Here is a 13,981-nt window from a genome sequence, read left to right as displayed (position 1 = left end):
GCATCCCCCAGCCCTTTGCCTTTCAGGGTGTGAACACCGATGAGAAAAGAGGCCACAAAGTTTGGTTTCCTTCTGCCAGGACTTTTGTACCTTATGGCCATGGCGGTGTTTCCCCTTATCTGGTCACTGACACTGAGTTTCCATCGCTGGAAAGCCGCCACAGCCGCACCAAGGGTTTTCGTGGGTATCGAAAATTTCCTCAGCATCTTCTCCCGGGATCCCCGTTTCTGGAACAGTCTTCGCTTCACGGTGCTTTACGTTGCCATCGTGGTGAGCGTGGAACTTTCCCTGGGTCTTCTTCTTGCGTACATTCTCAATGAACGCATTCGTTTCCGGAACTTCTTCCGGGTACTCTTCCTCCTCCCCATGGCAGCACCGCCCATTGCCGTTGCCTTCATGTGGCGAATGCTCCTCAACCCTGATGCAGGCATCGTGGTCAAAATCCTGAATTCCCTGGGTTTGAACATGGTTCGATGGCTCACCGATGCCCGGCTCACGCCTTTTGTACTTATGGCGGTAGACATCTGGGAGTGGACGCCCTTCATGTTCCTTGGTCTTCTCGCTGCCATGCAATCGTTCCCCGTGTCCCTGTACGACGCTGCTCAGGTTGATGGAGCCTCTCGCCTGCAAATCTTCTGGTTTGTCACTTTCCCTCTCCTTCTTCCCATCATGGTGACGCTTGTGCTCTTGCGGGCTATCGACGCCTTTAAGCTTTTTGAACTTGTCTTTGGCATCACCGGCGGTGGGCCAGGAACAAGTACGGAATCCCTTTCCTATTACACGTACACCGTGGGCTTTCAGTACTTCGACCTTGGATACGCCTGTGCACTCTCGTGGGTATTCCTGGTGATCGTCCTTATCATGGCCAACTTTCTCCTCAAGAGACTCCGCAAGGAGGTATGAAATGAAAAAGGGGCGAATTACCGGGTTTTCCGTCTTTGCCTGGGTCGTTCTCGCTCTCTTCTCGATATGGACAGTCTTCCCGTTCTTCTGGGGTGCCATCACTTCCTTCAAGTCCCCCGGGGAACAGTACACCACCACTTTCCTCCCCCTTGTCCAGTTCCGGCCCTCTACCTACGCCTGGCAGGTTGTGCTCGGACAGGCAGAGGGCGAACGTACCCGCCAGGGCCTGCGAAATAGCGTCCTCATTTCTTCGCTGAGCTCACTCCTTGTTCTCCTCCTTGGATCCCTTGCCGGTTATGCCCTCACCCGCTTTCGCTTCCATCGCTGGAAAAACAAAGATATCGCCAGCTGGATTCTCTCCAATCGCATGTTTCCTCCCATTGCCGTGGCCATTCCCTTCTTCCTCATCATGCGAACCCTGAGGCTCCTTGATACTCTACCTGCCGTTATCATGGCTCACACGGTGTACAATCTTCCTCTGGCCATATGGCTCATGATGGACTTCTTCCGTGAACTTCCCGAAGAGGTGGAAGAGGCTGCCCTTATTGATGGGTGTTCATCGTTCCAGGCCTTTTTCCGCATCGCCCTGCCTCTTTCGCTTCCAGGAATCGTTGCAGTGTACATCCTCTGTTTCATCTTCTCCTGGAACGAGTTCCTCTTTGTGGTGACGCTCTCATACCGGAAGACCATGACCATGCCGGTGATCATCGCTGGAACGCTCACCGTACGGGGATTGGATTTTTGGAAGGTTTCTGCACTGTCGATCCTTGCCATCACCCCTCCCGTGGTCCTCGCCGCGCTGACTTCCCGTTTCCTCATCCGAGGGCTTACGCTTGGGGCTATTAAAGAGTAAGAGATAGAGGAGGTGGAAACATGACCATCAAACACATCCTGGTGCCGACGGATTTTTCACCCTTCTCAGACCTGGCGCTTCGGGTTGCCTCATCTCTGCAGGAAAAGTTCAACGCCAAGGTCACCGTGCTCCATGTACTTACCCCCCTTGAGGCCGATACCCTAACTGCTCAGCCTGGGAATCCCTGGGAGAATGTGGTGCTGCGGATTCAGAACACCATGGCCGAGGAGGTGGAGAAAAACGCCCCTTCCCTTTCCAAAGAACTCGTGAACCTTGAAGTCGTGGTGGGAGAGCCAGCAGAAGAAATCGCCCGCTTCGCAGAGGAAAACGGTGTTGACCTCATCGTCATGGGAACCCACGGGAGAACGGGGCTTGCAGGGATCCTCCTTGGGAGCGTGACCATGGGAGTCATCAGGAGAACGTGTATCCCTGTGATGGTGGTGAAGTGCCCGGAAGGGCTGAAATGACGCAATCCCTGCCCCGGACGGGGCAGGGATTTACAGGAGCTGGGCGAACTCCTCCTGGAGGACTCTCCGGAACTCCTCCTCTTCAAAAAGGTTCCGTCGTCTTTTCGCTCGTTCCTCCACCTTCATTTCGTAAGTCGGCTGAGGGTTGCGGTAGAAAACCCCAAGAGGAATGCGATCACCCCACTCGAGGCTTTTCTGGAACGCCGCCACCTGGTCCTCAGGATTGTGGTCCTCTCCAAGGTAGTACACCCGCTCCCGGTACCAGGCATAGGTGTTCACAGGGTTGAAAGTCACGCAGGGTTGCAGGATATCCACGAGAGCAAAGCCACGAAAGCTCAAGGCCTCTTTGAGAATCCCCTTCAGCCCCTCTCTGTCCCCGGCAAAAGCCCTGGCCACAAGGCCTGCTCCCTGGGATATGGCCAGGCTCAGGGGGTTGAGCGGTCTTGAGAGGTTTCCCCAGGGTTGCGCTTTACTCCTGAAGCCCTCCCCTGAAGTCGGGGAAGCCTGGCCTTTCGTGAGACCATACACCTGGTTGTTGTGAACGAGAACGGTGATGTCAGGGTTGCGGCGAATGGCGTGCAGGAGGTGATTACCACCCTCACCGTACATGCATCCATCACCCGATTCGGCAATGACAAGGAGTTCCGGCCGAACGGTCTTAATGGCGAAAGCCACAGGAATGCTCCTCCCGTGGAGACCATTGAAGACATTGACCCTGAGGTAGTGAGGGGCTTTGGCCGCCTGACCGATCCCAGAAACCACCACAACGTCCTGAGGACGATACCCGAGCTCGTCAAGGGTTTCCTTCAAAGCCTGAAGGATGCCGAAGTTTCCGCATCCGGGGCACCAAGCAATTTCCACATCTCGGGCGTCAAAAGGGGTAGCCACGGTCACAGCACCTCCTCGACCTGCTCAGCGAGCTCCTCAACAAGAAAGGGAAGTCCATCGTAACGACAGATCCTTCTGGGGAACGGAAGGAGTGTTTCTCGCTCAAGGAGCATGGCCAGCTGGCCGCTGAAATTCTGCTCCACCACAACAGGATTGGGGAAACGCCTAAGGAAGTCCCGAAGGCCTTCTGGAAGGGGGTAGAGATCGCTGAAATGCACTACTCCGATACTCTTGCCCTTTTGCGCCAAGATCTTACGTACCTCAAGAAGCACTCCCCAGGTGGATCCCCACCCAATGAGCGTAGCGTCTCTCCCCTCAAGCACAAAGGGAAAACGCATTTCTTTCCGCATGAACTCGAGCTTCCTCATTCGCTTCTCCTGCATCACCTTTCGGAGTGCGAGGTCCTCGGTGAGGTGTCCACGTTCGTCGTGTTCGTCACTGTCGGCAACCACAAGAGCTTCTCCTCCAGGGAAAAGCCTTGGAGAAATGCCATCAGGAGTCAGGGCATATCTCCGATAGGGAGAGGTACCATCCCAGGAGAACAGGGGCCGGACCGGGCGCTCCTCACAGGACAGCCGGTCGTAGGACCACCTGGTATCTGCAAGGTACTGGTCACTGAGGATAATCGCCGGGACCTGGTACTTCTCGGCTAGATTAAAAGCCCGAATGACCATGTTGAGCGCTTCCTGGGGATCCCGAGGGGCAAAAACGAAACGGGGAAATTCGTCGTGGGAAGCATGGAGCACGAAAAGGAGATCTCCCTGAGCAGTCCTCGTTGGAAGACCAGTGCTGGGTCCGGGGCGCTGTGCGTCGATAACGACGATGGGGGTTTCGGTCATTGCCGCTAATCCCAATCCCTCGCACATGAGGCAGAATCCCCCGCCCGACGTTCCCGTCATAGCCCGTGCTCCCGCATAGGACGCCCCAACGGCCATGTTGATGGCAGCGATTTCGTCCTCTGCCTGTTCCACAATGAGACCATAGGCTTCGGCCCTGGAGGCGAGGAAATTCAGAATTCCTGTCGAAGGAGTCATGGGATAGGCACTGTAGAACGTGCATCCAGCAAGGAGCGCTCCAAGCCCCAGAGCTTCGTTGCCGCTTATGAGGTACCGTCGGGAAACCCCTGAGGGATCTCGATGTCCCTTAAGAAACGGAGAAGAGGAAATCATCCCCGATGCTTCCACGAGCCTTGCCCCCTCCTCCAGGGCTTCCTCGTTCCTCGCTACAACCTCAGGGCCCTTTCGGGCAAACGTCTCCCGAACGTACTCCCGGGCTTTCTCAAGGCCCACACCCAGGATTGCCAGAACCGCTCCCGTAGCCACCATATTGGCAAAGACCCGGTTCCCAAGGCGCAGGGCCACCCCTTCAAAATCAAGAGGCAAAAGACGAACGTCTTTGCCGGGTGTTCCGTTGCCGGTCTTCCCTAGAATCACTCCGCCCTCCTTCACCTCGCCACAGTGCAGGTGGTACGTCTCTTCGTTGAGACACACGAGGATATCCAGCGCCCTCTTTCCTCCTGAAACCCACTGCTCTGCAGCACGTACAAGAGTGAAGGTATGGCCCCCTCGAATCCGTGACTGGTAATCCTCGATGGAGAACACGTAGTACCCATGCCGAGCAAGGATGAGGGAAAGTACTTCGGAAACGGTTTGTACTCCCTGCCCTGCCGCACCACCCACCTTCAGGGTAACGTCGACCATAGCTCCACCTCATTTGTTTTTGTCAAAGAATAACCAGAAACGGCTCTCAGGTCTTCCTGGTGGTGTCGAGGAAAACCACGTACTTCGGATAGGGAATCTCAATGTGTTCGGCGTCAAAGGCCTTCTTGATATGGTACAGAAGGTCCCGTTCCACTTCCCAGTGTTTCTGGGGAAGCACCTGCACCACCACCCGCAAAACCACACCTGAGCCCTCCAGGCGAACAATGCGCTGCACCGAAGGCTCGCCAAGAAGGAGGTTGGGGTGGCTCTCCTGGTACGCTGCCACCACCCTCTGGAGCACTTCTACAGCCCTGTCGATGTCCACCTCATAGGCTACACTGACCTCAACCACAGCTCGGCTGAATCCCCGATTGTAGTTCACGATACGGGAAATTTCCCCGTTGGGAATGGTCACCAGCGCCCCCGACAGGGTACGAATCCGCGTGATCCGTAGACCGATTTCCTCCACAGTCCCGGTGATGTCTCCAACCTGCACCGTGTCTCCCACCGAAAGGCTGTCCTCAAAGACCAGAAAAAGCCCCGTGAGGATGTCCCGAATAAGGGTCTGGGCACCAAAACCTACAGCGATACCCACCACTCCTGCACCCGCTAGAATTGCCGTGGCGTCGATGCCGATTTCCCGAAGGATCAGTACCAGCGCAAAGAACACCACAAGGTACGTCACCACGCTCTGAAAGAGGGGGAGAAGGGTATTGAGCTTGCGGGGGAGGTCAACCTGCTTTTCCGGAGTTTTCAATCGTCTGAGGAAGAGCTGCCGGAAGACAAAACGACTTGTGTACACCAAAATCCACGAAAACCCGATAATGGCTCCGATGTGAAGGACTCTCTCAAGGAAAGGGCTCACGGAAGCACAGCGATCTCCTCTTTGCCCCTTCTGAGGTTCAGGGAAAGGTCCAGGGCAGTCCGGACCTCCTCGTGGTACTCCTGAATGGACCGTATAGTCATTTCCCCACTTTTGAGCCGCTCAATTGCATAGACTGTAGCTTCTGCTCCTGAGAGTGTCGTGACACAGGGAATGTCACGCATAATGGCTTCTTTTCGAATGACGCTGCTCTCTTTCTGGGCTTTCCCTCCAGAAGGCGTGTTGATGATGAGATGAATCTCCCGGTTCTTAATCATATCCACAATGTTCGGTCGACCTTCCCCGACCTTCTTCACGACCTCAACCGGAATACCGTTATTGCTTAAGACCTTTGCCGTACCTTTCGTGGCCACAATCCGGAAGCCCATGTCCCAAAGTTTTTTCGCGAGAAAAATCACACCCCGTTTGTCCTTGTTCTTGACGCTGATGAAAACCGTTCCCTCAAGGGGGAGATACGACTGGGCAGCGAGTTGGGATTTCGCGTAGGCCATGCCAAAGTCCCGGTCAATCCCCATAACCTCGCCTGTTGAACGCATCTCAGGGCCAAGAACGGGATCGACCCCTGGAAAACGACGGAAGGGAAATACCGACTCTTTCACTGCAAAGTACGGGATTTCGATTTCCCGTACAAGACCAATGTCCCGGAGCTTTCGCCCCGCCATCACCTGGGACGCAAGGCGGGCGAAAGGAACACCGGTAGCCTTGCTCACAAAGGGAATGGTCCGGGAAGCCCGGGGATTCACCTCAAGAACGTAGATCTCGTCATCCTTGACCGCATACTGCACATTCATCAACCCCACAACCTTGAGTTCCCGGGCAAGAGCATAGGTGTACTTCTTCACCTGGTCAATAATGTCATCGCTCAGAGAGAAAGGAGGAAGAACACAGGCGCTGTCGCCAGAATGGATTCCCGCCTCCTCAATGTGTTCCATGATTCCTGCAACAACGGTAAGCTCACCATCACTTATGGCGTCGACGTCGATTTCGATGGCATCTTCAAGGAATTCGTCAATAAGCACTGGCCGTCCGGGGGAAACCTCCACAGCCTGAGAGATGAACTCCTCGAGTTCCTCCTCGGTGTAGATAATTCGCATGGCCCTGCCTCCGAGAACATACGAGGGTCGGACCATGACTGGATACCCGATACTCTGAGCGACGCGTTTGGCCTCCTCAAACGAGGTTGCCACGCCATTCCTTGGTTGTCTGAGACCCAGGCGTTCCACGAGACTTTTGAAGCGATCCCGATCTTCAGCAATGTCAATGCTCTCCGGAGACGTTCCCAGAATCGGCACTCCAGCCCGTTCCAGGTCCTTGGCCAGATTCAGGGGAGTCTGCCCTCCAAGCTGGAGGATAACCCCCTCGGGACGTTCTTTCTCGATGACATTGAGAACATCCTCAATGTACAGGGGCTCAAAGAAGAGCTTGTCTGAGGTATCATAGTCGGTGCTCACCGTCTCGGGATTGCTGTTCACCATAATGGTTTCGTACCCCAGGTCCTGCAGACCCCAGGTGGCGTGAACACAGCAGTAATCGAACTCAATCCCCTGGCCAATACGATTTGGCCCCGCTCCGAGAATAACAACTTTTTTGCGATTGCTGGGGTTCGCCTCGCACTCCTCCTCATAGGTGGAGTAGTAATAAGGGGTCTCAGCCTCAAACTCTGCAGCACAGGTATCCACCTGCTTGTACACAGGCTCAATCCCCAAGGATTTGCGAACCCGACGGACTTCCCATTCATCGGTCCCGAGAAGACGAGCAATCTGCCGATCGGAGAAGCCGAACTCCTTCGCTCGCCGGAGGAGATCCCTGTCAATCTGGTGGAGCGAGGGAACCCTGCGCAGTTCCTCTTCCATCTCGACGATTTCTTCAATCTGGCGGATGAACCATGGATCGATCTTCGACCACTCAGAGATTTCCTGAATGCTTAGTCCCTCTTTCAGGGCCATTTTGATATAGAAGATCCGGTCAGGGTTGGGACGCGTGAGCTTCTCGTAAAGGATTTCCCTCCGCTTTGCCCTGGGAACGTCATCCCATCCTTTCACGTCTTCAAGACCGCATTTTCCTATTTCCAGGGAACGGAGGCCTTTCTGCAGTGCTTCCTTGAAATTCCGCCCAATGGCCATGGTTTCTCCAACACTCTTCATAGAGATACCAAGGTACGGTTCCGCCTCGGGGAATTTCTCAAAAGTGAACCGGGGAATCTTGACCACACAGTAGTCCAGAGCAGGCTCAAAACAGGCAGGGGTCTTCTTCGTGATGTCATTCGGGATCTCGTCAAGAGTATACCCCACGGCGAGTTTGGCAGCGATTTTAGCGATAGGAAACCCGGTGGCCTTTGAGGCCAGGGCAGAGCTCCGGGACACCCGGGGATTGATTTCAATGATGACCATACGACCGTTTTCGGGGTTAACAGCAAACTGGATATTACACCCTCCTGTGTCCACACCGATTTCCCGAATAGCCCGGATGGCGTAATCCCGCATCTTCTGGTACTCTTCATCGGTAAGCGTCTGCGCAGGAGCGACGGTGATGCTGTCGCCGGTGTGAATTCCCATGGGGTCCAGGTTCTCAATGGAGCAGATGATCACCACGTTATCCTTTCCATCGCGCATGACCTCGAGTTCGTACTCCTTCCACCCGATGACCGACTCTTCAATGAGGATTTCCCGGATCATGCTGCTGTCGAGGGCCCGCTGGGCGAGTTCTTCGAATTCCTCAATGTTGTAGGCGATAGCTCCTCCCGTTCCCCCCAGGGTGAAACTCGGTCGAATCACAAGGGGAAAGCCGATTTCCCGGGCAACCTCCAGAGCTTCCCTGATGTTATAGGCCTGGCCGCTTCGGGGTACATCAACGCCAATTTTCAGCATGGCTTCCTTGAAGAGCTTTCGGTCTTCGGCTTTCTCGATCGCCTCCGGCGAGGCTCCAAGGACCTTGACACCGAAACGGTCGAGAACCCCTCGCTTTTTCAGCTGGACGGTAAGGTTGAGTGCCGTCTGGCCTCCAAGGGTTGGCAAAAGTGCATCAGGACGTTCCCTGGCAATGATGTTCTCCAGAACCTCAGGGATCAGGGGCTCAATATAGGTTCGATCAGCCATCTCCGGATCGGTCATGATGGTTGCGGGATTGCTGTTCACAAGGATGACTTCGTACCCCTCGCTTCTCAGAGCTTTGCATCCCTGGGTACCCGAGTAATCGAACTCACATGCCTGTCCGATGACAATCGGGCCCGAACCGATAATGAGAATCCGGCGAATATCCGTCCTTTTAGGCACGGCAGTCCTCCACCATCCTTATGAACCGGTCGAAAAGATACGCGGTATCATGGGGTCCAGGACAAGCCTCAGGGTGGAACTGCACGGAGAAAAGCGGAAGTTCCCGATGGGCAATACCCTCGAGGGTAAAGTCATTGAGGTTCACGTGGGTGACCTCCACATTCCCTGGAAGGGTATCGGCGTCAACACTGAAACCATGGTTCTGGGTGGTGATAGCTACCTGTCCCGTTCGGAGATCCTTCACCGGATGGTTCCCTCCATGATGGCCGAACTTGAGCTTGAAGGTTTTTGCCCCCAACGCCTGGGCAATGACCTGGTGTCCAAGACAAATCCCGAACACTGGAACCTTCCCGATGACCCGGCGGGCGAATTCCACAACATATGGTAACGCTGCAGGGTCTCCCGGTCCGTTGGAGAGCAGGATGCCGTCAGGTTTTTCTCGAAGTACATCTTCTGCCTGTGTAAAGGCGGGGTACACGATAACACGGCAGCATCGTTTGGCCAGCTGCCGCAAAATCCCAAACTTTACCCCGCAGTCTAAAACGGCAATGGTGTAGGTTCCATCCTCACTCCACACATAGGGCTTTTGGGTTGTCACCTTCTGCACCAGGTCTTGACCAGCCATTTCAGGGATGCTCCGCGCTTTCTCAACCAAAGACACTGGATCAAGGTCAAGGCAGGACATCACCCCACGCATGGCTCCTCGTTCCCGAATGTGACGCGTGAGCGCACGGGTATCAATGCGTTCAAGCCCCATGATACCGTGGCGTTTCAGGTACTCTTCAAGGCCTTCCTCCGCTCTCCAGTTGCTGTAGAGGGAGCTCTTTTCTCGAACGATGAAGCCTTCTACTTGAGGCTTTGCCGATTCCACATCCTCAGAGTTCACACCGTAGTTCCCGATGAGGGGATACGTCATGGTGACAATCTGGCCCTTGTAGGAGGGATCGGTGAGGATTTCCTGGTAGCCGGTCATGCTGGTATTGAAGACAACTTCCCCGCTAACTTCTCCTAAAGCTCCGAAGGCGTAGCCCCAGAAAACCCGTCCGTCCTCTAAAGCAAGCAGCGCCTTCACAGCAACACCCTCTGCCTAATATACCATACCTGTCAAGGGGTGCCTGCCCTCTTGAGGAAGGCTTTTAGGGTGGGAAGCCACCCAGTGGTAGTAGAGGCTCGCGGGAAGAAAGTAGTGGAGGTACCGCCAGTTCCGAAGAAGCCGCCGGGCAATGCGGGGTAAGGAGTAAAATTCCCGAAAGACGAAATTATATCCTTCCTGAAGCTCCTGTGGAGTCATCTTCGCCGGTTGATACACCACGTGGGCGAAATCGTACTTTGACCAGTCAAAAGAGAAGATGCGCCCCTGGGATTTCAGCTGGTGGAAAACCTCTGTTCCGGGAAGAGGGGTAAGAATCGAAAACTGGGCGAAGTCGATTTTGGTGTCCTCAATGAACTGGAGTGTTCGACGAAAAACGCCAGGGTCATCCTCATCAAATCCAAAGACGAAGGAACCTACCACCATAATGCCGTGCTGGTGGAAGCGATCGATGAGCTTCCGATACTGGTCAACCCGGTGGAAAGATTTGTGCATCTCCCGGAGATTCTCTTCGTTCACCGATTCAAATCCCACAAAAAGGGCAATACATCCGCTCTGGGCAGCAAGGCGCAGGAGTTCTTCGTCTTCTGCCATGCGGAGTGTTCCCTGGCTCACCCATTTCCTCTTCAGAGGTACAAGCGCCCGAAAGAGCTCCCGGGAATAGGCAGGATTCCCCACGATGTTGTCGTCTAAAAATCCAATCACTCGGGAGGGGTACTGCCGGATCTCTTCGACAACTTCCTCCACTGGACGGTGGCGGTACTTCCTCCCCATGAAGGCCGAAACAGAGCAGAAACTACAGGCGTGAGGACATCCCCGGGTAGTCTGAAAGACATACTTCAGGAGATACCTTCCCCGTAGAAGGTCGAGCCTTGAGTAAGGAAGACCGGCAAGAGACGGGAAATTCTCCCTCTTGTAGAATGGTTGCAACGTCCCTCGTTCACAGTCCTCAAGGAGTCCCTCCCAGAGACCCTCTGCCTCCCCAATCACCACACTATCCGCGTGTTCCTTCGCCTCCTCAGGAAGCGCCGTGGGATGGATACCTCCGAGGACAACCTTCACCCCTCTTTTCCTGAACTCATCGGCAATCTGATAGGCCCGAACTGCCGTAGCACTCATGACGGTGATACCCACAAGGTCATACGACTCGTCAAAATTCACGTCCTCAACCCGCTCATCCACAATGCGAACCTCGTGGCGCGAAGGGGTCAGAGCAGCAAGGAGGGGAAGGCTGGCCTGAGGGAAAGGAACATACCATGCCTTTTTTCGACGTGGTGCGTTCGGATCCGGAGCAACAAGAAGAATCCGCAAATAATCAACCCTCTTTCTCTCTAATCTCTCCTGCATTATACACCACTCTCCTGGGGTTGAGAATTGTGCTACAATGAAAGCGTGAAGAGGAGCACAGGAGCACTCGGTATCGTCGCATGTCTTTTCGTGATGGCCTTTTCTCCCTTGGGGGCCCAGGAGAAGGTTCTTGGAGGGAGAATTGTGGGGATCATTACTCCGGTTCTTGAAGATTTTGTCGAGCGTGTTCTTGACCGTGCCCTCTCTGAAAAGGCACAGGCAGTGCTCTTCCTCCTCGACACCCCCGGAGGCCTCGAAGAGTCCATGCGGAACATTGTGCGGAGAATCCTCCAGTCCTCAGTGCCAGTTGTGGTGTACGTCCATCCCCAGGGGGCACGAGCTGCCTCTGCAGGAAGTTTCATCGTCCTTGCTGCCCATCGCGCTTTCATGAGCCCAAACACCACCATCGGAGCGGCTCACCCGGTGACCATTGAGGGGGAGAAGGTGGGCGAGAAAATCGTCAACGATATGGCTTCCTTTGCCCGCTCCCTGGCTGAAAGTCGAAACCGAAACCCCGAAATTGCGGAGAAAATGGTTCGGGAAAGCCTCTCGCTCACCGAGCAAGAGGCATACACTCAGCAGGTCGTCGATGGAGTCTTTGCGTCTGTTGAAGAGGTTCTTGAGGCTCTCCATATGGGGGGAGTCCCTGTCTTTTGGGTGGAGATGTCGGGGAAGGAAAAATTCCTCCAGCTTCTTGTCAACCCGAATCTGGCGTACATCTTTCTGGTGCTGGGAATCCTTGGGCTTATTTTTGAGCTCTCCAACCCCGGCGCCGTTGTCCCTGGAGTCTTTGGAAGCATTCTCCTTTTGCTTTCACTGTACGCGTTTTCACTTCTGCCCACCAACTGGAGCGGAATCGTTCTCCTGCTCCTCGGTTTTCTCTTTCTCGCCCTGGACCTTTTCGTCACCCCGGGCATCGGTGTCCTCACCGCAGGAGGGATAGTTTCCCTGCTCCTCGGTTCGCTCATGGTTTTCAGCCCTCAGGAAGGCATCCGTATTCCCCTCGGGCTCATCTTCGCCGTCACCGGAAGCGTGACAGCGTTCTTCGTCTTCGCCCTCTTTATGGCCCTGCGCGCCCACAAGCAAAGGGTGACAACGGGTGTAGCATCCATCATCGGGAAGACGGGCATCGCTCGGGAGGACCTTGTCCCCGAGGGGTTCATCGTGGTCGACGGAGAGCTGTGGTGGGCAAGGGCAAAAACCCCGGTTCGAAAGGGGGAGAGAGTGGTCATTCTGGGGAAAGAAGGAGCGATGCTCCTTGTAGAGAAGAAGGAGGGATAGACATGGTTGTGTTGGGCACCATCATCGTTATTGCGCTCATTTTCTTCCTTGCGTCCATCCGGGTAGTTCGGGAATACGAGCGTGGAGTCATCTTTCGTCTGGGGCGTCTTGTGGGAGCAAAAGGTCCGGGACTCTTTTTCATTATCCCCTTCATCGACCAGCTGGTGAAGGTGGACCTCCGGGTGGTCACCATGGACGTTCCCAAACAAGAACTCATCACTCGGGATAACGTCCCGGTCACGGTGGACGCAGTAGTGTACTTTCGCGTCATGAATCCTGAAGACGCAGTGACCAAGGTAGAAAACTACATTACGGCCACATCGCTGATTTCCCAGACCACCCTTCGTAGTGTTGTCGGACAGTCAGAGCTCGATGAGCTTCTCATCCATCGTGACAAAATCAACGAGTCCCTGCAACGAATCATTGACGAAAAAACCGACCCCTGGGGGATCAAGGTTTCGGCGGTAGAGATCAAAGAAGTGACCCTCCCTGAAGAACTCAAAAGGGCCATGGCTCGGCAGGCAGAAACCGAGCGGGAACGCAGGGCCAAAATCATCAACGCTGAAGGCGAGTTCCAGGCAGCCGAAAAACTCTCCCAGGCTGCCCGTATCATCGCAGAAAACCCCATCGCCTTGCAGCTCCGATACCTTCAGACCCTGAGTGATATCTCTGCAGAGAACGCCACAACCATTGTCTTTCCGCTTCCCATCGAGCTCCTTGAAATCTTCAAGAAAAGAGCATAAGCTGTCCTAAGGCTCAGCCCTTTTCCAAGAGGCTTGAATCTCACCAAAGTAGATGGTATGGTAATCCCCCTGAGGATAGTAGGTCTCCTGGATAGGGGGTACAAGCGTTGAAGGTTCAACCCGCGTCTTCTCGACAACAGTACACTGAAGGGTGGCAACACACTCGGCGACGGAGGGAACGGGGAACCCTCCAAGGTACACAGGGGTAAGCGCACAGTGGGTGAACTTGTTCATCGCCCGTCCCGAGTATCTCCCACACTCTTCAACGGCCTTCTGGAGCTTTGCAGGAGGAACGTTGATGGTAAAAAGAGGGATTTCCTCAAGGAGAACATGGGTGAACCGGGAAGGACGAACCAGAATGCAGGCGACTGGTCGCCCCCAAACTATCCCAAAGGACACCCACCCGATGGTCATAACGTTCGTCGCTGCGTGTTCCTTCCCCTGGGTCACAAGGAGCAACCCCCCTGTGGTTCCAAGGGCCTGGAACGCCAGAGAACACAGTTCCTCCCAGGAACATCTGTCAAAACGCACAGGTCTCACCTCCATTGCGAAGC

12 protein-coding genes are annotated in these 13,981 nt (G+C 54.8%); 5 read left to right on the top strand and 7 right to left on the bottom strand.

Annotation, left to right across the window (positions count from 1 at the left end):
- The first annotated feature begins 39 nt into the window (after nucleotides 1-39).
- Genes ACP6EK_RS07770 through ACP6EK_RS07760 form a run of 3 tightly spaced genes read left to right on the top strand, consistent with a single transcriptional unit; the run spans nucleotide 40 to nucleotide 2,223 of the window.
- Complete coding sequence (locus ACP6EK_RS07770; RefSeq protein WP_438314964.1) at nucleotides 40-903, top strand: carbohydrate ABC transporter permease; 864 nt, start codon at nucleotides 40-42, stop codon at nucleotides 901-903.
- Nucleotide 904: 1 nt separating this feature from the next.
- Nucleotides 905-1,756 (top strand): carbohydrate ABC transporter permease, encoded by an 852-nt coding sequence (locus ACP6EK_RS07765; RefSeq protein WP_438314961.1) that lies wholly within the window; start codon nucleotides 905-907, stop codon nucleotides 1,754-1,756.
- A 20-nt stretch (nucleotides 1,757-1,776) separates the two neighbouring features.
- Nucleotides 1,777-2,223, top strand: a complete 447-nt coding sequence (locus ACP6EK_RS07760) for a universal stress protein (RefSeq protein WP_438314959.1) — start codon at nucleotides 1,777-1,779, stop codon at nucleotides 2,221-2,223.
- A 30-nt stretch (nucleotides 2,224-2,253) separates the two neighbouring features.
- Here ACP6EK_RS07760 and ACP6EK_RS07755 read toward each other — a convergent pair whose 3' ends face one another.
- The 6 genes from ACP6EK_RS07755 to ACP6EK_RS07730 are packed head-to-tail and all read right to left on the bottom strand — an operon-like array spanning nucleotide 2,254 to nucleotide 11,367.
- On the bottom strand, nucleotides 2,254-3,117 hold the full coding sequence (locus ACP6EK_RS07755) for a thiamine pyrophosphate-dependent enzyme (protein ID WP_438314956.1): 864 nt from the start codon (nucleotides 3,115-3,117) through the stop codon (nucleotides 2,254-2,256).
- Nucleotides 3,114-4,811, bottom strand: a complete 1,698-nt coding sequence (locus ACP6EK_RS07750) for a 2-oxoacid:acceptor oxidoreductase subunit alpha (RefSeq protein ID WP_438314953.1) — start codon at nucleotides 4,809-4,811, stop codon at nucleotides 3,114-3,116. Before ACP6EK_RS07750 ends, ACP6EK_RS07755 begins: the two co-directional genes overlap by 4 nt.
- A 46-nt stretch (nucleotides 4,812-4,857) precedes the next feature.
- Nucleotides 4,858-5,676, bottom strand: coding sequence for a mechanosensitive ion channel family protein (locus tag ACP6EK_RS07745; protein WP_438314950.1), 819 nt, complete (start codon nucleotides 5,674-5,676; stop codon nucleotides 4,858-4,860).
- Nucleotides 5,673-8,966: a carbamoyl-phosphate synthase large subunit gene (carB, locus tag ACP6EK_RS07740; RefSeq protein WP_438314947.1), complete on the bottom strand. Its 3,294-nt coding sequence runs from the start codon at nucleotides 8,964-8,966 to the stop codon at nucleotides 5,673-5,675. Before carB ends, ACP6EK_RS07745 begins: the two co-directional genes overlap by 4 nt.
- A complete protein-coding gene (gene carA / locus ACP6EK_RS07735) occupies nucleotides 8,959-10,038 on the bottom strand; it encodes a glutamine-hydrolyzing carbamoyl-phosphate synthase small subunit (protein ID WP_438314945.1) in 1,080 nt (359 codons plus the stop codon). Before carA ends, carB begins: the two co-directional genes overlap by 8 nt.
- Before the next feature lie 15 nt (nucleotides 10,039-10,053).
- Complete coding sequence (locus tag ACP6EK_RS07730; RefSeq protein ID WP_438314942.1) at nucleotides 10,054-11,367, bottom strand: B12-binding domain-containing radical SAM protein; 1,314 nt, start codon at nucleotides 11,365-11,367, stop codon at nucleotides 10,054-10,056.
- Nucleotides 11,368-11,547: 180 nt separating this feature from the next.
- Between ACP6EK_RS07730 and ACP6EK_RS07725 the strand changes: the two genes are divergently transcribed.
- Both ACP6EK_RS07725 and ACP6EK_RS07720 read left to right on the top strand, forming a co-directional pair.
- A complete protein-coding gene (locus ACP6EK_RS07725) occupies nucleotides 11,548-12,684 on the top strand; it encodes an NfeD family protein (RefSeq protein WP_438314939.1) in 1,137 nt (378 codons plus the stop codon).
- Between the two features lie 2 nt (nucleotides 12,685-12,686).
- Entirely contained in the window at nucleotides 12,687-13,427 is a 741-nt protein-coding gene (locus ACP6EK_RS07720; RefSeq protein ID WP_438314936.1) for a slipin family protein, read from the top strand.
- A gap of 6 nt (nucleotides 13,428-13,433) precedes the next feature.
- On the opposite strand, the gene ACP6EK_RS07715 is transcribed toward ACP6EK_RS07720, so the two are convergent.
- Nucleotides 13,434-13,958: a flavin reductase family protein gene (locus ACP6EK_RS07715; protein WP_438314933.1), complete on the bottom strand. Its 525-nt coding sequence runs from the start codon at nucleotides 13,956-13,958 to the stop codon at nucleotides 13,434-13,436.
- Between the last annotated feature and the right edge of the window lie 23 nt (nucleotides 13,959-13,981).

Origin of the sequence: Candidatus Caldatribacterium sp. SIUC1, assembly GCF_051549785.1 — a bacterium.
Lineage (GTDB): Bacteria > Atribacterota > Atribacteria > Atribacterales > Caldatribacteriaceae > Caldatribacterium.
Note: the sequence above shows the minus strand (reverse complement) of the source record. Positions and strands in the feature narration are given on the sequence as shown.

Bases quoted from the DNA above. Each gene is read 5' to 3' on its own strand.
- ACP6EK_RS07770 (WP_438314964.1), top strand. From the start codon at position 40: ATGAGAAAAGAGGCCACAAAGTTTGGTTTCCTTCTGCCAGGACTTTTG.
- ACP6EK_RS07765 (WP_438314961.1), top strand. From the start codon at position 905: ATGAAAAAGGGGCGAATTACCGGGTTTTCCGTCTTTGCCTGGGTCGTT.
- ACP6EK_RS07760 (WP_438314959.1), top strand. From the start codon at position 1,777: ATGACCATCAAACACATCCTGGTGCCGACGGATTTTTCACCCTTCTCA.
- ACP6EK_RS07750 (WP_438314953.1), bottom strand. From the start codon at position 4,811: ATGGTCGACGTTACCCTGAAGGTGGGTGGTGCGGCAGGGCAGGGAGTA.
- ACP6EK_RS07720 (WP_438314936.1), top strand. From the start codon at position 12,687: ATGGTTGTGTTGGGCACCATCATCGTTATTGCGCTCATTTTCTTCCTT.